The sequence below is a fragment of the Streptomyces sp. NBC_01176 genome, from assembly GCF_045039825.1.
In the GTDB taxonomy this organism is placed as follows: Bacteria; Actinomycetota; Actinomycetes; order Streptomycetales; family Streptomycetaceae; genus Streptomyces.
Window position 1 is genome coordinate 9124734 of the sequence record NZ_CP108600.1, and the last position, 18371, is coordinate 9143104.

At 71.7% G+C, this 18371-nt stretch carries 19 protein-coding genes; 11 read left to right on the forward strand and 8 right to left on the reverse strand.

From position 1 onward, the window contains the following. The first annotated feature begins 164 nt into the window (after positions 1–164). Entirely contained in the window at positions 165–1025 is an 861-nt protein-coding gene (locus OG199_RS39705) for a DUF427 domain-containing protein (protein ID WP_405833714.1), read from the forward strand. A gap of 94 nt (positions 1026–1119) precedes the next feature. Here the strand turns inward: OG199_RS39705 and OG199_RS39710 are convergent, their stop codons facing one another. From OG199_RS39710 to argG, 4 genes are all read right to left on the reverse strand, one after another. Then, on the reverse strand, positions 1120–2457 hold the full coding sequence (locus OG199_RS39710; RefSeq protein WP_405833715.1) for a DUF2201 family putative metallopeptidase: 1338 nt from the start codon (positions 2455–2457) through the stop codon (positions 1120–1122). Continuing rightward, positions 2454–3716 carry an AAA family ATPase gene (locus OG199_RS39715; RefSeq protein WP_405834816.1) on the reverse strand — a complete coding sequence of 421 codons (1263 nt, stop codon included), beginning with the start codon at positions 3714–3716 and terminating at the stop codon, positions 2454–2456. Before OG199_RS39715 ends, OG199_RS39710 begins: the two co-directional genes overlap by 4 nt. A gap of 101 nt (positions 3717–3817) precedes the next feature. Continuing rightward, positions 3818–5257 carry a hypothetical protein gene (locus OG199_RS39720; RefSeq protein ID WP_405833717.1) on the reverse strand — a complete coding sequence of 480 codons (1440 nt, stop codon included), beginning with the start codon at positions 5255–5257 and terminating at the stop codon, positions 3818–3820. Positions 5258–5495: 238 nt separating this feature from the next. Then, positions 5496–6938 (reverse strand): argininosuccinate synthase, encoded by a 1443-nt coding sequence (argG, locus tag OG199_RS39725; RefSeq protein WP_356806642.1) that lies wholly within the window; start codon positions 6936–6938, stop codon positions 5496–5498. A gap of 222 nt (positions 6939–7160) precedes the next feature. Between argG and OG199_RS39730 the strand changes: the two genes are divergently transcribed. The 6 genes from OG199_RS39730 to OG199_RS39755 all read left to right on the forward strand — a co-directional run bounded on the left by OG199_RS39730 (position 7161) and on the right by OG199_RS39755 (position 12975). Further along, positions 7161–7808, forward strand: coding sequence for an HD domain-containing protein (locus tag OG199_RS39730; RefSeq protein WP_356806640.1), 648 nt, complete (start codon positions 7161–7163; stop codon positions 7806–7808). Then, positions 7796–8812 carry a GlxA family transcriptional regulator gene (locus tag OG199_RS39735; RefSeq protein ID WP_405833720.1) on the forward strand — a complete coding sequence of 339 codons (1017 nt, stop codon included), beginning with the start codon at positions 7796–7798 and terminating at the stop codon, positions 8810–8812. Before OG199_RS39730 ends, OG199_RS39735 begins: the two co-directional genes overlap by 13 nt. Before the next feature lie 218 nt (positions 8813–9030). After that, positions 9031–9441 carry an ester cyclase gene (locus tag OG199_RS39740; RefSeq protein ID WP_356806638.1) on the forward strand — a complete coding sequence of 137 codons (411 nt, stop codon included), beginning with the start codon at positions 9031–9033 and terminating at the stop codon, positions 9439–9441. Positions 9442–9590: 149 nt separating this feature from the next. Continuing rightward, a complete protein-coding gene (locus tag OG199_RS39745; RefSeq protein ID WP_405833722.1) occupies positions 9591–11300 on the forward strand; it encodes a SpoIIE family protein phosphatase in 1710 nt (569 codons plus the stop codon). 300 nt (positions 11301–11600) lie between these two features. Further along, positions 11601–12365 carry a carbonic anhydrase gene (locus OG199_RS39750; protein ID WP_405833724.1) on the forward strand — a complete coding sequence of 255 codons (765 nt, stop codon included), beginning with the start codon at positions 11601–11603 and terminating at the stop codon, positions 12363–12365. Positions 12366–12771: 406 nt separating this feature from the next. Continuing rightward, positions 12772–12975: a cold-shock protein gene (locus OG199_RS39755; RefSeq protein ID WP_148009846.1), complete on the forward strand. Its 204-nt coding sequence runs from the start codon at positions 12772–12774 to the stop codon at positions 12973–12975. A 565-nt stretch (positions 12976–13540) separates the two neighbouring features. On the opposite strand, the gene OG199_RS39760 is transcribed toward OG199_RS39755, so the two are convergent. Further along, positions 13541–14035 carry a PaaI family thioesterase gene (locus tag OG199_RS39760; RefSeq protein WP_401803604.1) on the reverse strand — a complete coding sequence of 165 codons (495 nt, stop codon included), beginning with the start codon at positions 14033–14035 and terminating at the stop codon, positions 13541–13543. 91 nt (positions 14036–14126) lie between these two features. Between OG199_RS39760 and OG199_RS39765 the strand changes: the two genes are divergently transcribed. Next, on the forward strand, positions 14127–14594 hold the full coding sequence (locus OG199_RS39765) for a helix-turn-helix domain-containing protein (RefSeq protein WP_356807518.1): 468 nt from the start codon (positions 14127–14129) through the stop codon (positions 14592–14594). Between the two features lie 28 nt (positions 14595–14622). Here OG199_RS39765 and OG199_RS39770 read toward each other — a convergent pair whose 3' ends face one another. From OG199_RS39770 to OG199_RS39780, 3 genes are all read right to left on the reverse strand, one after another. Next, positions 14623–14748 carry a hypothetical protein gene (locus OG199_RS39770; RefSeq protein ID WP_405833727.1) on the reverse strand — a complete coding sequence of 42 codons (126 nt, stop codon included), beginning with the start codon at positions 14746–14748 and terminating at the stop codon, positions 14623–14625. A 51-nt stretch (positions 14749–14799) separates the two neighbouring features. After that, positions 14800–15225 carry an ATP-binding protein gene (locus tag OG199_RS39775; RefSeq protein WP_356807516.1) on the reverse strand — a complete coding sequence of 142 codons (426 nt, stop codon included), beginning with the start codon at positions 15223–15225 and terminating at the stop codon, positions 14800–14802. Positions 15226–15480: 255 nt separating this feature from the next. After that, entirely contained in the window at positions 15481–15660 is a 180-nt protein-coding gene (locus tag OG199_RS39780) for a DUF6480 family protein (protein ID WP_168526039.1), read from the reverse strand. A 166-nt stretch (positions 15661–15826) separates the two neighbouring features. Here OG199_RS39780 and OG199_RS39785 point away from each other — a divergent pair, with 166 nt between their 5' ends. The 3 genes from OG199_RS39785 to OG199_RS39795 are packed head-to-tail and all read left to right on the forward strand — an operon-like array spanning position 15827 to position 18297. Next, a complete protein-coding gene (locus tag OG199_RS39785) occupies positions 15827–16273 on the forward strand; it encodes a MarR family transcriptional regulator (RefSeq protein WP_356807514.1) in 447 nt (148 codons plus the stop codon). Further along, entirely contained in the window at positions 16266–17723 is a 1458-nt protein-coding gene (locus OG199_RS39790) for an MFS transporter (RefSeq protein WP_405833730.1), read from the forward strand. Before OG199_RS39785 ends, OG199_RS39790 begins: the two co-directional genes overlap by 8 nt. Positions 17724–17739: 16 nt before the next feature. Continuing rightward, a complete protein-coding gene (locus tag OG199_RS39795; protein ID WP_405833732.1) occupies positions 17740–18297 on the forward strand; it encodes a cysteine hydrolase family protein in 558 nt (185 codons plus the stop codon). Positions 18298–18371: the final 74 nt, after the last annotated feature.

Here is an 18371-nt window from a genome sequence, read left to right on the forward strand (position 1 = left end):
GGCCGAGGGCCGCGCGGGCCCCGACCGGCCCCTGCTCCCGGGGGCAACTCCGCGGGCATGCGCTGCTCCAGCACACCCGGAGCGGACCGCGACAACACCCCCTCGGGGCGCAGGCGTCCGCCGCGTCCGGCACCCTGCCACCCCGCACCCGGAAGGAACGAGCCATGGGACTGTCCTGGCAACAAGGGCCCCTCGCGGAGACCGCGATCGGACACTTCCTCACTCCCGAACCCCTGCCGCAGCGCCTGCGGTTCGCCGAGCCGCTGCGTCGCCGGATGCGCGTGCGGTTCAACGGGAGCTGGATCGCCGACAGCGAGAACGTACTCCTGCTGCACGAGCCGGGCCGCTACCCGGTCGCCTACTACCCCCGCGCCGACGTGGATCCGCAGGTCCTGGTCAGGAGCGACAAGGTCACCCGGCATCAGGATCTCGGCGAAACCGCCTGGTACGCCGCGCACGTGGGCGACCGCACCACCGAACGCGCCGCCTGGGAATTCATCGATCCGCCCGGGCACGCCGCCGCGTTCGAGGACCGTGTCGCCTTCGCCTGGCGGGCGATGGACGCCTTCTACGAGGAGGACGAACGCATCCTGGGACACGCGGCGGACGCCTACCACCGTATCGACATCCGCGACACCTCCCGCACGCTCGAAGTGCGCCTGGACGACGCCGTGGTGGCCCGCTCCGAGCACCCGGTCGTGCTCTACGAGTCCGGCTTCGCCCCGCGCTGGTACGTCCCGCGCGCGGACATCGACGAGAGCCGCCTGAGCCCCGTCGAAGGGCAGACCTTCTGCCCGTACAAGGGGCTGTGCGACTACTACGACATCGGTACCGCGCACCGCGCCGCCTGGTCGTACCGCGACGCCTACGGCGAGGTCGGCCGCATAGACGACATGGTCTCCTTCGAGCCGGACCGGGTCGAGGTCCGTCTCGACGGCCGGCGGCTGGAGATCGAGCCGGGCCAGCACGTCGTCCCCCACGGCGTCGACCGCGGCCTGGACGCCGACGAGATCAGGTCCCGCTGACCCCTGATGCCCCTCGAACCCACGCCGGCCGCCCCGTCAGGTCGCTCCGGCACGCCCTTCCGGCCTCCTCCCGTCCCGAGAGGCTTCGAAGAACTCACCGAGCGGCGGCATCCGATTCGATGACGACCACCCGCGCCCACTCGGGCGGTGAGTCAGGGACGTAGTCGGGATCGTCCTCGTCCCACGAGGCGGACGAGAGGTGTCGGGGGAACAGGCCGACCACCGTCCGGCACGGTGGCCGGCTGCTCGGCCAGGGCGTCTGACCGTCGGTCAGGACCACGACGACATCCGGTCGGGGTCCCTTTCGAAGGGCTCGGGCGAAGCCCGTACGCAGGTCGGTGCCCCCGCCGCCCACCAGCGGTATCCCCTCGGCTCGGCAGAGCGAGTGCACGATCCGGGCGGACGCGTCGCACGGCAGTACGGTGACGAGGTCGCGACGGCCACCCACGGCACGGGAGATCGCGGCAACCTCGCGCAGCGCACTGCCCAGTTCGGCGTCGCTGACCGACCCGGAGGTGTCGATGACCACCGAGACCCGAGGCGGTCTGCGTCTCAGGCTCGGCAGTACGGCGCCGGGTACCCCGGCCGAGCGCCGCGACGGCCGGCCGTAGGTGTAGTCCTCACCCGCTCCGGAGCCGGAGGCCGCCGAACGGACGGCCGCTCCCAGCAGGTCCCGCCACGGCTGCGGCGGCTGGAACGCCTCCTGTGCCCATCGCCGCCACCCCTTGGGGGTGTCTCCCGGACGTGCGGTGATGCCCTGCGCCACGCGGAACCGGACGGCGTCCCGTTCCTGGTCGCTGAGGCCGTACGCTCCGTCCGGTCCCCGCTCCCATTCCCGGTCCAGTCCGTCGGCGCCACTGCCGCAGTCCAGCCACACGAGACCCTGCGTGCGCGGCCCGAGCCGGAACCGGCGCAGATAGTCCTCCATGAGCTCACCTTCGGGCAGCGCCAGAGCCCCCGGCGTGACAGCGCCTTCGGGCTGGAGGAGCCCTTCGCCGAACGCGTCGTCGTTGATCTCGCAGTCCGCCGCGATGTTCATCCGCAGCCGTTCACCCGGGCCGGTCAGCCCGCGCTCACGCGCGACCCGGTCACTGCGCCCGTGATGGTCGCGCAGCAGGTGCGACACCTCGTGCACCCACACTCCGGCCAGCTCCTCCACCGACATCCGGTCCACGAACGGCGGTGACACATAGCACCGCCAGTACCGGTCGACGGCCATCGTCGGCACCCGCCGCGACTCCACGGTGTGCAGGGCGAAGAGTGCCGTCGCCAGGTAGGGCCGGACCCGGGCGGCGTGCAGCCGGGCGGCGAAGAGCTTGTCGCGGTCCAGCGCCCCGGGTGCGTCCGCTGCCGCGGGCGTGTCCGGGACAGCGGGCGTGTCCGGGGGCCCCGGTACGGTCAGTGGCGGCGTCCTTGGCGCGGCCGCGTTCATCGGCCGGCCGATGGGGCGACCGCGGTCCGGGCCGCCGCGAGGTCGGCCCGGCGGGACAGGGAGACCGCTCCGGCGAGCTTCTCGATCGACGCCGGAACGTCCCAGTCCTCGTGGCGCAGCGAGGCGAGTGTGTTCGCGGGCACGACGACCAGGTCCGGTGCCCCGGTCTCCACCGCCCGGACCAGGAGCGCCCAGGCCGCTTCCCAGCGGGACCTCTCCGGGCGCTTGCGGACCGCCTCCACCACGCCGTCGAGCACGGCCTGACGCAGATCCCCCCGTTCCGGCAGGGCGGCACCGGCCGGGTCGGCGAGCAGCACCTCGGGGTCCGGGAGGTCCATCCGGTCCAGACCGGCCAGCAACTCCAGCCCCGGACCGTCCCCCACGGTGCCCCTGACCAGCAGGGAAAGCACCTCGCGGGAAGAGCTGGCCGCGGTCGCGAAAGCGATCAGACACAGTGTCATCTCCCAGCTCCGGGGAGACGGCCAGGCGCCGCCCCTGCGCGTCTCGTTGCTGGGCAGCCGGTGTACGAGCCCGGGGCGGGCGGCGAGGAGTCCGCACACCGCGCGGCGGGCGAAGTCCACCGCTGCCGGCAACCGCTCGGGGTCGAGCCGCGGCAGTGTGGCCCGGGGCCAGGTCCCACCGAGCCCGCGGACCACGACCTCGTGGTCGTGGGTCCACTGAAGGTGGACGAACCGGTTGGCCAGCGGCGGGCTCAGTTCCCAGCCGTCGGCCGCCGAGGCCCGTGGGTTGGCGGCGGCCACGATCCGGACATCGGGCGGCAGTCGCAGGGCGCCGATCCGCCGTTCGAGGACGAGGCGGAGCAGGGCGGCCTGCACGGCGGGCGGCGCGGTGGACAGTTCGTCCAGGAACAGCAGTCCCCGGCCGGCCCGGACCAGCCGCACCGCCCAGTCCGGCGGGGCCATGGGCACCCCTTGTTCCGCCGGATCGTCGCCGATGACGGGCAGCCCCGAGAAGTCGGACGGCTCGTGCACGCTGGCGATCACCGTGGTCAACGGCAGGTCGAGGGAGTCCGCGAGCTGGGTCAGCGCCGCGGTCTTGCCGATCCCCGGTTCACCCCACAGCAGGACGGGCAGGTCGGCGGCCACGGCCAGTGTCAGGGCCTCCAGTTGGATGTCCGGGCGCGGTTCGGTGGACGTGTCGCGCAGCAGGGTCAGCAACGCGCCGGCGACGTCGAGCTGGGCGGGACGGGGCGGAGCCGTGCGGATGCCGGTCGGCCGGGAACGGGTGTGTGTGGACATGGACATGTGTGTGATCACCTTTGGGATGTGCGGCGGCCCGAAGGGGGCGCGGGGGACGGAGACCGGGGCGGCGGGGAGGTGCGAGGGAGGAACGCCCCGGGTCAGCGGAAGGTCGCGTGGCGCGGGTGCGGGCGGCCGGGGTGGGTGTGACGACGGTCGCGGCGGATACCACCGGGTCCGGTGCCGGGTCCGGTGTCGGTGTCCGGTCCGGGGCCGATCAGGCCCGCTCTGTAGAGCCCGTACGTGATCCGCCGCCGCGCCGCCGCCTCCAGTTCGTCCCGCAGGGCGCCTTTGCGCAGCAGCGCGTCGGGGCCGAGCAGATCTTCGACGACGGTCAGCGCACCGGCGGTGTCCCCGTGGTCCAGTCGCTCGCGGACGCCGGCGAGGCAGTCCGGATGACGGTGCGCCACATCGATGGCGCGCAGGCAGGGGAGTGGGGTCCCGGTCAGCGCGGCCAGGAGTTCCTCGCGGCGGATCTCGTCCGGGTCGTGGTCCAGTGGGGCCAGGGCTCCGTCGACCAGGCCGATCCGGTGCCGGGCTCCCCGGCACTCGACGAGGTGCGGTTGTCCTGGGCGGTCCACGGTCGGCGCCGGGCGGACCTCGTGACGGCCCGGTCCCCCCGGTGCCAGTGCCGAGGCGACCAGCGGGTGCAGCCGGTCCAGCTCGATCGCGCCGGCGCGGATCAGGTCCAGGTCGGGCAGCACCCAGGTCGCCGCGTCGGGCAGGACCGGCAGCGTGGAGGTGTCAGCCTGGGCGGGCACCGACGTGATCCGCAATACGGGCGGCCCTACGCCGTCCCCGACCAGGTTCAGGACCACTCGGTGCCGGGCTCCGATCCGCACGGCGACGACGGCATCGTCGGGTCGCCCCTCGGCGCGGAGCACGATCGCCGCCTCGGCCGCCCACCGGTCGACGGCGCACCGGTGTCCCAGCGGCGCCCGCGTCGGCGGGTCCGGATCCACCACAGGGCGGGCGTCCGTGGGCAGTTGCTCGGCACCCGAACGGATCCCCAGCTCATCCGTCCTTCGCGCGTCCCACAGATGGCGGTGGAGGTCGAGACGGAACCGCCGGTCGGGATGGGGGTGGGGGTGGCGACGGGTGCCGACGTCGGAGCGGGAGCCGTCCCAGAGCGCGAGGCTGATCCGCTGACCGGCGTCCGCCCAGGCCGGCGGTGTCCGTGCGACCAGGTGCACCGGGCCCGTACCGTCCGGCCCCGCCTCGTCGTACCGCGCCAGAGCGATGGTCAGACCCGGCCGCAACAGGCCGTCGGGGGCGATCCTCGGCATGTGCCAGCGCAGCAGGTCGGGAGCGAGATGGCGCAGGTCCGATCGGATCCGGGCGGCGAGCTCCCGGCCATGGGTGCGTGCCACCGAACGGGGACCGAAGTCGATGTCGATCCGCGCGGCGGCACAGGCCCCCGCCCAGTCGCCGGCACGGCGGCGGGCGGTCGACGTCTCGATCATGGAGGGCGGCACGGCGAACTCGCGCACGCGCAGCCAGAGGGAAAGGCGGGAATCCCGGTTCGCGGTTCGAGTGAGCATCAGCACTCACCTTGCGCGGACGGGGCCCCCAATCTGTGAACAGAGTGAGTCGTCATCGCCGGGATCGTAGCGTTCCCCGTCGGCGATGCGCCAGGAGTTTTCGATCGGAGCGCCAACCCGCCCGGTGCGCCCCGTCGTTGTGCCGTCCCGCAGTACTCGTCGGGAGGGGCGGGCGCGGCCCGTCCCTCCCGACGAGCGGCGTCCCAGGGGATGCTGACGCCGCGTTCGACCGGGCGGGTCAGTCGGTGCCGAACTCCATCGCGGCGCGGTCCAGCATCTCCTCGTCCTCGGAGACCTCGCCCCGGGAGGCGATGGCCTCGGCGCCGCCTTCCGGCATGGTGCCGATCAGTCCGGTGGCGGCCGCCTGCGCGGCACCGATGGCGGGTGAGGTGCCGATCAGGCCGAGCCCGGCGTACTGCTCCAGTTTGGCGCGCGAGTCGGCGATGTCGAGGTTGCGCATGGTGAGCTGGCCGATCCGGTCCACGGGGCCGAAGGCCGAGTCCTCGGTGCGCTCCATGGACAGCTTGTCCGGGTGGTAGCTGAACGCGGGGCCCGTGGTGTCGAGGATCGAGTAGTCCTCGCCGCGCCGCAGCCGCAGGGTCACCTCGCCGGTGACGGCCGCGCCGACCCAGCGCTGCAGCGACTCACGCACCATCAGTGCCTGCGGGTCCAGCCAGCGGCCCTCGTACATCAGCCGGCCGAGGCGTCGACCCTCGTTGTGGTACTGGGCGACGGTGTCCTCGTTGTGGATCGCGTTGACCAGGCGCTCGTACGCGGCGTGCAGCAGGGCCATGCCGGGCGCCTCGTAGATGCCGCGGCTCTTGGCCTCGATGATCCGGTTCTCGATCTGGTCCGACATGCCCATGCCGTGCCGGCCGCCGACGGCGTTGGCCGCCATCACCAGGTCCACGGCGGAGTCGAACTTCTCACCGTTGATCGTCACCGGACGGCCCTGGTCGAACCCGATCGTGACGTCCTCGGCGGCGATCTCGACCGAGGGGTCCCAGAACCGGACGCCCATGATCGGCTCCACGCTCTCCACGCCCGTGTCGAGGTGTTCCAGCGTCTTGGCCTCGTGGGTGGCACCCCAGATGTTGGCGTCGGTGGAGTACGCCTTCTCCGTGCTGTCGCGGTAGGGCAGGTCGTGGGCGAGGAGCCACTCCGACATTTCCTTGCGGCCGCCGAGCTCGGTCACGAAGTCCGCGTCCAGCCAGGGCTTGTAGATCCGCAGGTGCGGGTTGGCGAGCAGGCCGTACCGGTAGAAACGCTCGATGTCGTTGCCCTTGAACGTCGAGCCGTCGCCCCAGATCTGTACGTCGTCCTCGAGCATCGCCCGGACCAGCAGGGTGCCGGTGACGGCACGCCCGAGCGGGGTGGTGTTGAAGTAGGCGCGGCCGCCCGAGCGGATGTGGAACGCCCCGCAGGTGAGCGCCGCCAGGCCCTCCTCGACCAGTGCCGCGCGGCAGTCGACCAGGCGCGCGATCTCGGCGCCGTAGGTCTTCGCGCGGCCGGGCACCGAGGCGATGTCGGGTTCGTCGTACTGGCCGATGTCGGCGGTGTAGGTGCACGGGATGGCTCCCTTGTCGCGCATCCACGCGACCGCGACCGAGGTGTCGAGACCGCCCGAGAAGGCGATGCCGACGCGCTCGTCGGCGGGAAGGGAGGTGAGGACCTTAGACATAGAAAGAGTATGCATTGAAACGCATGATCATGCAAAGTCCTCGGTGTCGGATCGTCCGTGGTGTCCCGGCGTTCGTCCTGCGGCCCGTACTCCGGTGTCCGGATCTGTGGGGCATATGGCTCCAGCGCCATGGCGGCTCCCGCGATCCGAGCGGAACCTTGAGGAGGAACACGGAAGATCCCCCGGCCCCGACCGGTGGACGGCGACAAGGAGGCGGATGTGATGTCGAGTCGTACAGACACAGCGGCAGGGGTGACGGTGCCCGACACGCGGTTGGCGCGCGAAGCCACCGAGCTGGTGCGCGACACCTCGACCGAACTCCTCTTCCACCACTCGCGCCGGGTGTTCTGGTTCGGCAGTCTGCAGGGGCGCAACCGGGACCTGAGCTTCGATCCCGAGCTGCTGTACATCGGGGCCATGTTCCACGACCTCGGACTCGGCGAGCGCTTCCACCACAGCGGCCGCCGGTTCGAGGTGGACAGCGCCGACGAGGCCCGCCGGTTCCTGCGCACGCACGACGTGCCCGAGGACAGCATCCGCAGGGTCTGGACGGCCATCGCCCTGCACACCACCCCGGGCGTACCGCAGTTCATGGAACCCGAGGTCGCCCTGGTGACCGCGGGGGTCGAGTACGACGTGCTCGGCATCGGCTACGCCGACGTCTCCGACGAGGACCGCGCGGCGATCACCGCCCTGCATCCCCGGCCCGACTTCAAGCGCCGCATCCTCGACTCCTTCACCGAAGGCGTCCGGAACAAGCCGGAGACCACCTTCGGCAACGTCAAGGCCGACGTCCTCGCCCACTACGTCCCCGGGTTCGAACGCGGAGACTTCGTCAGCACCATCCTGGACTCGCCATGGCCCGAGTGAGGGCCGATCCCCGCACGGGCGGCCCGAGTTCGCCTCACACGGTGGCGGTGCTCGCCTTCGACGGAGTCCAACTGCTCGATGTCGCCGGTCCCGCCGAGGTGTTCACCACCGCGAACGAGGACGGTGCCGACTACGACGTACACATCGTGTCGGAGACCGGCGCGGGCATCCGTACCTCCTCCGGGGTGCGGCTCAGCGCGGACACGTCGGCCGCCGAACTGCCCGAGCGGCTCGGGACCCTCGTGGTGCCCGGCCGCCCGGACTGGCGGCAGGCGGTCGGCGACCGTGACCTGGTGGACCTCGTCACGGCGCTCTCCACGCGTTCGTCCCGCACGGCGTCCGTCTGCGCGGGCGCCTTTCTGCTGGCCGAGGCCGGGATCCTGGAGGGCCGCCGCGCCGCGACGCACTGGCGGCTCGCGGGTGAACTCGCCGCGCGCTACCCCCGCGTGCGCGTCGAGGCCGATCCCGTGTTCGTCCAGGACGGTCCTGTCCTGACCTCGGCCGGTGTCACGACCGGCATCGATCTGGCGCTCGCGCTCGTCGAGGCGGATCACGGGGCGGACCTGGCACGCGCCGTCGCCCAGCAGCTCGTGGTCTTCATGGCCCGGCCGGCCGGGCAGTCCCAGTTCAGCGCCCGGATGACCCCGCGCGGCTCCGGACATCCCGTGCTGCGCGGAGTCATGGACGCCATCGTGGCCGACCCGGCGGAGGCCCACCACATGGACGCGCTCGCGCTGCAGGCGGGCGTCAGCACCCGGCACTTGAGCCGGCTCTTCCGCACGGAGGTCGGCATGACACCCGGGCGGTACGTGGAGTTGGTGCGCGTCGAAGCCGCGCAGGCGCTCCTCACGAGCGGCAACGACTCGGTGGACGCCGTCGCCGAGCGGTCCGGCTTCGGCTCCGCCGAATCCATGCGACGCAGCTTCCAGCACATCATCGGTATCGCGCCCACGGTCTACCGCGCCCGATTCCGGAGCACGGCGGCGCAGGGCACCCGGGGATGAACCGGGTGCCGCGGTGTCCGCCCGGCGGAGTGGCCCGGCTCGTCGTCCTCCGCGTCCGGGCCGCCGGACGCACCTGACGCGTGAAGGGGCCGGCGCCGCCGGTTCCAGCAGGCCACCCCAGTCCGCCAGACCTATCGTGGAGGGGAGGAACAGGCGACCGCACATCCTGGGAGTGTGTGCGCCCGAGACCGACCCCCCCCGACCTCAGGGAGCGCGTCATGTCGCGCAGCAGCAACATCGCCGTCCTGGAGAGCTTCGGTTCAGCGGTGAACGGTGACCACCTCGGCGAGCTGGACGAATACGTCGCACCGGGCTCCGTGGACCACGACCCGGCCCCGGGCCAGGTGCCCGGACCCGAGGGTTATGAGGAGATGTTCGCCACGATGAGACGGGCCTTCCCCGATCTGCACGTCGAGGTCGAGCACGTCATGGCCACCGACGACGAGATCGCCTTCGCGTACACGATCACGGGCACACATCTCGGTGAACTGATGGGGCACGGCGCGACCGGCCGGACGGTGAGTTACCGGGGCATGCAGATCAGCCGGTTCGCCGACGGGAAGATGGTCGAGCGCTGGGGCAGCAGCGATGAGCTCGGCATGCTGCGCCAGCTCGGTCTCACCCCGTGATCACCGCGGGCCCTCCATGAGCGCGGCTGCCTCAGGGACACGTCCACGGCGCCGAGTTCGGCTTCACGGTCCCCGCACTCCGGTGACCACGGCAGACGCTGGTTCCGCACCGTCGGGGCAGTGACCGGTCCGCTCACCGGGAGACAGCCATGACCACCGACGAGGGAGCCGCCGCCGACCGCCGGGACGGACTGTGGGGCGCGCCCGTCGAGACGGAGGGCATGGCGGCGGCGGTCATCGACGCGGACGGGAGCGTCGCGGGCTGGACTCTGGGGGCACAGCGACTCCTGGGCTACCCGGCCGAGGAGGTCATCGGCCGGCCGTTCGGGGACTTGCTGGCCCCCACGGGCACCGCTCGGCTGCGTCACCGCCGCGGGCACCGGCTGGAGGTGGAACTGCGCGTGTCCCGACTGGCCGCCCGGGACGGCGCGCCCCGGTGGCTGGTCACGTTCGACCCTCATCCCGACGCCCGCCGACGGCTCGCGAGCGAGCGCCTCGCCCTGCTGAGCGAGGCCAGTACCCGGATCGGCACCACCCTCGACGTCATGCAGACCGGGCAGGAACTGGCCGACTTCGCCGTCCCGCGGTTGGCCGACTACGTCACCGTGGATCTGGCGGATTCGGTGCCCCTCGGTGAGGAGCCCCTGGCGCGGCTGGGACCCGACGCCGGACGCATCCCCGTCTTCCGCCGGGCGGGGGTGGCGTCGATCCACGAAGGCATCCCGGAGGCGTTGTGGCACCGTGGCGACCCCGTCTTCGTCCCGCCCGCCTCGCCGTTCACCCAGGTTCTGACCACGGGGAAGTCCTACATCGAGCCGATGCTGCGGAAATCCCTCGGCACCTGGCTGCGGTGCGATCCGCAACGGTCCCGGGTCATCCGCAGGACCGACATGCACACCGTGATGATGGTGCCGATCCAGGCGAGGGGCGTCGCACTCGGTATCGCCGTCTTCGTGCGGACGGACAATCCCGCCCCGTTCGAGCAGGACGATCTGGTCCTCGCGGAGGAACTCGTCGACCGTGCCGCGCTGAGCCTCGACAACGCCCATCGTTACACCCGCGAACACACCGCGGCCCTGGCACTGCAGCGCAACCTCCTCCCGTCCCGCCTGTCCGGCGGACCCTCCCTGGAGGTGGGCTCACGGTATGTCCCCGCCGACCTGGACCACGGTGTGGGAGGCGACTGGTACGACGTGATAGCGCTGCCCCGTGACCGGGTGGCCCTGGTCGTCGGCGACGTGGTGGGGCACGGTATCCAGGCGGCGGCCGCGATGGGCAGGCTCCGTACCGCGCTGCGTACGCTCGCGGACCTGGATCTGCCGCCCGTCGAGCTTCTGACGAGCCTGGACCGCACGGTCGGCCGCCTGACGCAGGAGGACGCGGACTCCCCGGGCGCCACCGTCTCCGGTGTGGGCGCGACCTGTCTGTACGTCGTCTACGACCCGGCCGAACGGCACGTCGACATCGCCGGAGCCGGACACCTTCCGCCCGTCCTGGTCAGTCCCGCCGGCGAGGCGACCGTCACGGAGATTCCCCCCGGAGTCCCGATCGGCCTGGGTCTGGGGCATTTCGAATCCGTCCGGATCGAGATCCCCGACGGCAGTCTGATCGCCCTGTACACCGACGGACTGGTCGAATTCCCTACCGAGGACATCGAGTTCGGGATACGTCGCCTGGCCGCCGCGCTGGCCCACCCGAGGCTGCCCCTGGAGGAACTGTGCGAGCGGGCCTTCGCCGCCCGACGCACCCCCTCGCCGTCCGACGACACCACGTTGCTGCTGGCCCGGACAGGTCCCGTCGGCGTGCACCGACCCCCTGGTGACCCGGCCGCGCCGGACGACGGGTCGCCCGGCCGGTGACCGGGCCCGACCGGTGACCGGGCCCGGCGGAGACCGGCGTTCGCCGACCGATGTCATGCGAACCCTTGCGAACGGTCGGATGGCGTCGGCGCGGCAGTGACCTGCCGTTCTGCGCGGGGCGCGGCGGGGCGCGGCGCCGGCAGGGTGCCCCGGGCGGTGGTCCGACCCGGATGTGTGGGCCGTTGGTGGCAATGCGGTCCGCGCCTGCTTGCGCCTGTCGCCTGGATCCTCGCGCCGCGCTGAACAATCGCCCTGGTCAAGACGCGGAGACGTGTCCGAGTGGCGGCGAGGGGAAAGACGATGGACACAACCGGACGTCCGGAACGCCCGGCACGCAGAGTGCTTCTTGCCGGTGGATTCGCGGTGGCGGCGGCCGCGATCGCCGGGTGCTCCTCCGCCACGAAGGCCGTGGTGTCGGCGCCCGGGACCTCGCCGGCGACCGGCACGTCGCCGGCGGCACGTCCGACGACGCCCGCCGCGGCCTTCGCGAGACTCATGGACGGGAACAAGCGCTGGGTGAGCGGAGACCTCGAGCACCCCGACCGGGATCCCGACCGCCGGGAACTCGTCGCCCAGGAGCAGGTGCCCTTCGGGTCGGTCCTCTCGTGCATCGACTCCCGGGTGCCGCCCGAACTGCTCTTCGACACCGGACTGGGCGACCTCTACGTGATGCGCACGGGCGGGGAGGCGATCGGCCCGGTCGTCACCGGTTCGGTCGAATACGGGCCCATGACGAGCGGCACTCCGCTCATCGTGGTCCTCGGACACCAGCGGTGCGGCGCGGTCGAGGCGGCGTACAAGTCGATTCGCGACAGCAAACCATTGCCCGGCCATCTGCAGGCGATCGTCGAGGCCCTGCGTCCGGCATACGACCGGGCGGCCCGGGAAGGCGGCTCCGACCCCGTCGAGACCATGGCCCGCGTCCAGGTGAAGCTGACCGCGGACGACCTGCGCTCCAACAAGGACCTCGCGCCGCTCGTGAAGAAGGGCGCCCTCGCCGTGGTCGGCGCCTACTACTCGCTCGACACCGGCAAGGTGGAAGTCCTGACCGGCGCGCCCTCCTGAACCACTCGGAGCCCGGTCGACCCACCGTGGAGTCCCCGGGAGAGCGAGCCCGCGTGTGGTTCCGCGCGGCCCGCTCACCCGGCCGGGGGTGCGGAAAGGGTGGTGGACGCCCGTGCCGTCCGTTGTGGAGGCCGGTGCCGCCCATCGTTCGGCCGTCACCCCCTGGTGTGAAACGGCCCGAACTGCGGGCCTTTGCCGCGCCCGGGCCGGGGCGGCTCCGTCTCCTGATGGCCGTTGCTCTCTGGTGGTACGCGGATTCGCCGTGTAGCGTCGCTCGCAGATGTCGTGGTTCGCAGTACCTGCCCGCGCTCCGGTGCGGGCTTTTTGCTGTGCAGTGCCTGAGGACCAGGGCGATCACCTCCGGATCCGCGCGGTGCGGATCCGAAATCGACTGAGAGGCATTGACATGGCCACCGGAACCGTGAAGTGGTTCAACTCGGAAAAGGGCTTCGGCTTCATCGCGCAGGACGGCGGCGGCCCCGACGTCTTCGCGCACTACTCGAACATCAACTCGAGTGGCTTCCGTGAGCTCCAGGAGGGCCAGGCCGTCACGTTCGACGTGACCCAGGGCCAGAAGGGCCCGCAGGCCGAGAACATCACCCCCGCCTGACCTACGGCAGGGCAGCCTGCCCGTGCCTGCGGAGCGCAGACTCCGCGGGCACGGGCGGTCCCGGTCCCGGAGGCAGGTTCAGGGGCGACAGCAGCCGCGGGGGCGCGACATACGCCCCGGCAGCAGGTGCGGGGGCGCGACACGCGCCCGGGCCGCCCGGCGCCCGACCCGCAGCTTCCGGACCGAGTTCCGATTTCCGGCCCGCGGTGAGCCGACTCCCTCACCGAGGCGAGAGCGACCTCCTGGCGGGGCGAACCGGCCGTCGATCCGAGTCGACTTCCCGGCCGCGGCGAACCGGCCTTCGAGCAGCGGAGAACCCGTCTGTGTGCTGAGGGAAGCCACCGCACCGAAGCCGTGAACGACTCGCGCGCCGTGATTGCGCGTCCCGCGGCCACCCTGGGGCGGAGCGCCTGGGCGCCCCCGGGTCCCGCCAGAGCGCATCTCGCGCCCCGAGCGGAGCCCCACGGCCGCGCGGATGCCGAGTCGGCTCACCAGACCTCAGGACGACGACTTCGCCTCTCAAGGGGCCTTGCGGCGACGACAGTCCCGACGTGCCGTACGCGGTTCAGGCCGTCGGCGCCGGGAACAGCAGGCAGCTGCTGGTGGCGTGGGCGAGCAGCCGGTCGGTGGAGTCGAACAGCTCGGCCTGGGCCAGCGCGGTGCGACGGCCGCCGTTCAGGACGGTGCCCACGGCGCGGACCTTGCCGGTGTCCACCGTGATCGGGCGCAGGAACTTCACGGTCAGGTCGAGCGAGGTGTAGGCCATGCCCTGCGGAAGCGTCGTCTGTACGGCGCACCCCGCCGCGGAGTCGAGCAGGGTCGCGTAGATCCCGCCGTGGACGCTGCCGATGGGGTTGTAGTGCTCCTCGCCGGGCTCCAGGGAGAACACCGCGTGCCCGTGATCGACCTCTTCGAGCACCAACCCGAGCGTGGCGCCGATGGGCGGGCCGGGCAGCCGGCCATCGATCATCGCGCGCAGGAAGTCGAGACCACTGGTCCGTCCGACCTCCGAGGCCGAGACCGAGGGGTCTTCCCACTCGTACGTACGTGACCTGCCCATGCCCGTGCTCCTCATCTGACTGCGTAAATCGAAGCTAGCCGGGGCCGCAGCTGACTGTCAATGACGAAGCCAGCTCGCCTATGATGCGGGTATGGAGTGGCTCGAAGTGAGCACGGAGAACTGCACGGTCCAGCGCACGCTCGACCTGGTGGGCGAGAAGTGGACGCTGCTGATCCTGCGCGACGCCTTCAACGGCGTCCGCCGATTCGACGACTTCCGCCGTCATGTGGGGCTTTCGGAGGCGGTGTTGGCCGGCCGGCTCCGCAAGCTGGTGGCGTCCGGGATCCTGCGGACCGAGCCGTACCGGGAAGCGGGCAGCCGTACGCGGCACGAGTACCGCCTGACCCGCAAGGGTCGGGACCTGTGGCCTGTCCTGGTGGCGCTCAGACAGTGGGGCGAGGCGTACGTGGCGGATCCGGAGGGCCCGGTTCTCGACATTCGGCACAGTGAGTGCGCGGCACCGGTCCGGGTCGTGGTCGAGTGCGCCGACGAACACGTCGCGCTCACCCCGGCGGAGGTCACGGTCCTGCCCGGTCCGAGCGCGCGACCTCGTACCTGAGTGAGGTCGGTGGCGGGTGTGACCGAGGTCAGCCCGTGCCGACGACGCGTCCACGCGCGAGCGGTGCACCCTTGTCACCGACTGGCAGGTCGTCCCGGTGCCCGATGACGACCTCGAAGGCACCGCCGCCGTCCTTCACGTCGCTGGCGACCATGGGGCAGTGGACGACGCCGCCGGGGCCGGTGTCGGCCGTCCTCCACGGGATTCAGGTGGCTCTCCCGGCGTCGCAGGCGAGATCGGCCCAGACCGTGTGCCCCTGTGGTGTCGGTTCGTCGCCCCAGCGGCTGGAGAGCGCGTCGACGAGGCACAGACCCCTGCCGTTCTCGTCCAACGTGCAGGTGGGGTGCCCCCAACGGGAGCCCGTGACACCGCAGTTGAGGGTGTGGCCCGCATCGGCGACCTCGATGTGCACGGTGGGGCCGTCATGGCGCGTACGTCGAAGGGTCACGGAGACCCGGACGGGCGGTGCTCCGTGCCGCAGGGCGTTCGACAGCAGTTCGCTGAGTACGAGCGCCGCGTCGTCGGCGAGCCCTTCGACATGCCACTGACTGAGGCAGCTGCGCACGTTCCGGCGTGCGGCGCTCGTGCCGAGGGTCGGGTCGCAGACGAAACCATCTGGTTCAGATGTCATGATGCGCATCCCTTGTGGGCCTCCAGCGGTTCTTCGCGCCAAGGGAGGAGCGGATGCCTCAGGGAGTGGCGTCACCCACGTGCGGTCGAGCCGCGCGAAGGGGCCCACGTCCGAGGCCGGCCCGGGCGAGGGGGGTGGGGAGTGGAGCGGGAGTGAGGACGCCGCGTGCGCCACGCGTCGGACACGAGCGTTCCCGGGACCTGGAGCGCCCGCACCGCACGGAGCGAGCTCCACGCGGGGCGGGTCCCGGTGACCTCAGTAGCCGATGATGCGAGCGGCGAAATAGGCCGCCACGATGATCGCCCCGATGACAATCAGTCCGAGCCACCACAGGGGGTGCTCCCAGATCCCGCCGTCCGGCCGTTCCTGATGTGCCTCGGCGATCGAACCCTCGACCGGAGGGGTTTCGCCCGGTGGCACCAATGGCTGTGACATGTTTCAACTCTCCACCTCCAGGGACGCCGCCGCATCTCAGGAGGCCGGGCCCGGAAGGCCCGAACGGCGTGGCCCGAACGGCCTCGCGAGGGTGGAGCCTTTCAGGCAGCCTCAGCTGTACAGCTGAAACTGTACAACTCAAGCTGCGGGTTCTACTGTGGAACGCATGAAGGAGACCCCGCGCCCGTCGCCCTCGGCGGTTCAGGCCTCGCGACAGGTCCGAACGGTCATCGGCCGCCTGCGGCGCCGCATCCTGAACGCCGCAGAGGCCGAGGACATCACCTTCGGGCAGGCGTCCGTACTCACTCACCTGTCCGGCAAGCCGGGCGTCACGGCCAGTGAACTCGCCGCCGCCGAGGGGGTGCGCCACCAGTCGATGACCACGACGATCGCGTCGCTGACCGCCCTGGGACTGGTGGAACGGCATCCCGACCCCGACGACCGGCGCCGTCTGCTGATCGCGCTGACCGAGGAGGGGCACAGGCGCGTGGAGGAGGGGCGACAGGTCCGGCAGGAATGGCTCGCCGGTCAGCTGCGGGAGAAGTGCACGGAAGAGGAACTACGGACCGTGATGGCCGCCATGACGGTACTGGAGCGCCTCACCCATGACTGAACCGAAGACGGAGGAACGGGGCACGGCGGCGACGGCGGGCTTCGACCGGCGGCTGCTGCCGCCGATGATGCTGGGCTCCGTCCTCAACCCGGTCAACTCGACGATCATCGCCGTCTCGCTGATACCCATCGGCGACGCGCTGGGCGCGCCGCCCTCGCAGACCGCGTGGCTGGTGTCCGCCCTCTACCTGGCCACCGCCCTCGGGCAGCCCGTCGTCGGTCGGCTCATCGACGTCTTCGGGCCGCGCAGGCTCTTCCTCGTCAGCACGAGTCTCGTCGGGGTCGCCGGCGTCGTCGGCACCCTGGCGCCGAACCTGGGCGTGCTGATCGCCTCCCGGGTCCTGCTCGGCTTCGGCACCTGCGCCGGGTATCCCGCCGCGATGGCGCTGCTGCGCAGCGAGGCCCGGCGCACCGGGCGGGACAGCCCCGGCGGGGTGCTGACCGCCCTCGCGGTCACCAACCAGACCATCGCCGTGATCGGCCCGCTGCTGGGCGGCCTCCTGATCGCTCTGGGCGGCTGGCGCGCCACCTTCGCCCTGAACGTGCCACTGGCCGCCGCGGCCGTGCTGCTGGGGCTGCTCCGGCTGCCCAAGGAGGCTGCTACGGGGGAGTCCCCGCGGCGCGGGCGCCTCACGGCCCGGCTCGACCTGCCCGGCATGGCACTGTTCGCCGTCACGCTCGTCTCGTTGCTGCTGTTCCTGATGAACCCGCACCTGCGCGACTGGTACCTGCCGGTGACCGCCGTCGCCGCGTTCGCCGTGTTCGTGGCGCGGGAGCTACGGGCCACCACCCCGTTCATCGACCTGCGGGTGCTGGGCGGCAACACACCACTGCTGGCCACCTACGGGCGTGCCCTGGTCGCCTACGTCGTCTCCTACGCCTTCCTGTACGGGTTCACCCAGTGGACGGAGGAGGGCTTCGGGCTCTCGCCCTTCCACGCCGGGCTGGCGCAGATCCCCATGTTCCTGGTGGCGATCGGTGTCTCGATCGTCTCCGGGCGCCGCGAGGGCGTGCGCGGCAAGCTGCTCGTCGGCGGGCTGGGGCAGGTCGTCGCCTGTGTGGTGATGCTGACACTCACCGGGGACAGCCCCGTGTGGACGCTGGTTCTCGTCGCCCTGATCTTCGGCGTCCCGCAGGGACTGAACAGCCTGGCCCTGCAGAACTCGGTCTACTTCCAGGCCGATCCCGAGCGGACCGCCTCCTCGGCCGGCCTGCTGCGCACCTTCGCCTACGTCGGCTCGATGGTCGCCTCCTCCACGACGGCCGCCTCCTTCGGGCGGCGCGCGGACACCGGCGGCATGCACCACCTCGCCTGGGTCATGCTCGGCGCGGGCGTGCTCTACCTCCTCCTGACCGCCTTCGACCGCACGCTCGGCCGCGCGACGGCCGGGACACCTCGGCCGACGCGCCGCGGACGTCGTAGTCCACCCGGTGGCTCCCACCACACCTGAACGAGAGCGCAGACCCATGCCCCGCACCGCCCTCCTCCTGATGGATCTCCAGCTCAACCACGTCGCCCACACACCCGACGACTACCTGCCGCACGCCGTACGGGCACTCGGCACGGCGCGCGCCGCGGGCGTCCCCGTCATCCACGTGGCACTGCGACTGCGTCCCGGCCACCTCGACGCCCACCCCCGCAACAAGATCTTCGGCTCCCTTCCGTCGCACCTCTTCACCGCCGACGATCCTGGTGCCGCCATCCACCCCGATGTCGCGCCCGCAAAGGGCGAGATCGTCGTCCACAAGAACCGCGTGAGCGCCTTCTCGGGCAACAACCTCCAGCAGATCCTGGCCGTCCAGGACATCGACCACCTCGTCCTGGCCGGCATCGCCACGGGCGGCATCGTCCTGTCCACGGCCCTTCAGGCAGCCGACCTCGAGTACAGGGTCACGGTCCTGTCCGACGCCTGCGCCGACCCCGACACCGCACTGCACCACACGCTCGTGAACGACGTCCTCAGCCGGCGCGGCGAGGTCACCACCGTCGAGGAGTGGGCCGACAGCCTCAACGCCGCTTCGTGAACGGGCCGGTGAGCCCGGCGAACGTCCTGCGGGAACGGCGCACGGCCGGGGCGGACCGAGATGGTCCGCCCCGG

What these genes read in the sequence shown, in the direction of transcription:
- OG199_RS39790 (WP_405833730.1), top strand. Translation starts at nt 16,266, where the DNA reads ATGACTGAACCGAAGACGGAGGAACGGGGCACGGCGGCGACGGCGGGC.
- OG199_RS39755 (WP_148009846.1), top strand. Translation starts at nt 12,772, where the DNA reads ATGGCCACCGGAACCGTGAAGTGGTTCAACTCGGAAAAGGGCTTCGGC.
- OG199_RS39730 (WP_356806640.1), top strand. Translation starts at nt 7,161, where the DNA reads ATGTCGAGTCGTACAGACACAGCGGCAGGGGTGACGGTGCCCGACACG.
- OG199_RS39705 (WP_405833714.1), top strand. Translation starts at nt 165, where the DNA reads ATGGGACTGTCCTGGCAACAAGGGCCCCTCGCGGAGACCGCGATCGGA.
- argG (WP_356806642.1), bottom strand. Translation starts at nt 6,938, where the DNA reads ATGTCTAAGGTCCTCACCTCCCTTCCCGCCGACGAGCGCGTCGGCATC.
- OG199_RS39770 (WP_405833727.1), bottom strand. Translation starts at nt 14,748, where the DNA reads ATGGTCGCCAGCGACGTGAAGGACGGCGGCGGTGCCTTCGAGGTCGTC.
- OG199_RS39760 (WP_401803604.1), bottom strand. Translation starts at nt 14,035, where the DNA reads ATGGGCAGGTCACGTACGTACGAGTGGGAAGACCCCTCGGTCTCGGCC.
- OG199_RS39765 (WP_356807518.1), top strand. Translation starts at nt 14,127, where the DNA reads ATGGAGTGGCTCGAAGTGAGCACGGAGAACTGCACGGTCCAGCGCACG.
- OG199_RS39745 (WP_405833722.1), top strand. Translation starts at nt 9,591, where the DNA reads ATGACCACCGACGAGGGAGCCGCCGCCGACCGCCGGGACGGACTGTGG.
- OG199_RS39795 (WP_405833732.1), top strand. Translation starts at nt 17,740, where the DNA reads ATGCCCCGCACCGCCCTCCTCCTGATGGATCTCCAGCTCAACCACGTC.
- OG199_RS39740 (WP_356806638.1), top strand. Translation starts at nt 9,031, where the DNA reads ATGTCGCGCAGCAGCAACATCGCCGTCCTGGAGAGCTTCGGTTCAGCG.
- OG199_RS39775 (WP_356807516.1), bottom strand. Translation starts at nt 15,225, where the DNA reads ATGACATCTGAACCAGATGGTTTCGTCTGCGACCCGACCCTCGGCACG.
- OG199_RS39750 (WP_405833724.1), top strand. Translation starts at nt 11,601, where the DNA reads ATGGACACAACCGGACGTCCGGAACGCCCGGCACGCAGAGTGCTTCTT.
- OG199_RS39720 (WP_405833717.1), bottom strand. Translation starts at nt 5,257, where the DNA reads ATGCTCACTCGAACCGCGAACCGGGATTCCCGCCTTTCCCTCTGGCTG.
- OG199_RS39785 (WP_356807514.1), top strand. Translation starts at nt 15,827, where the DNA reads ATGAAGGAGACCCCGCGCCCGTCGCCCTCGGCGGTTCAGGCCTCGCGA.
- OG199_RS39715 (WP_405834816.1), bottom strand. Translation starts at nt 3,716, where the DNA reads ATGTCCACACACACCCGTTCCCGGCCGACCGGCATCCGCACGGCTCCG.
- OG199_RS39780 (WP_168526039.1), bottom strand. Translation starts at nt 15,660, where the DNA reads ATGTCACAGCCATTGGTGCCACCGGGCGAAACCCCTCCGGTCGAGGGT.
- OG199_RS39710 (WP_405833715.1), bottom strand. Translation starts at nt 2,457, where the DNA reads ATGAACGCGGCCGCGCCAAGGACGCCGCCACTGACCGTACCGGGGCCC.
- OG199_RS39735 (WP_405833720.1), top strand. Translation starts at nt 7,796, where the DNA reads ATGGCCCGAGTGAGGGCCGATCCCCGCACGGGCGGCCCGAGTTCGCCT.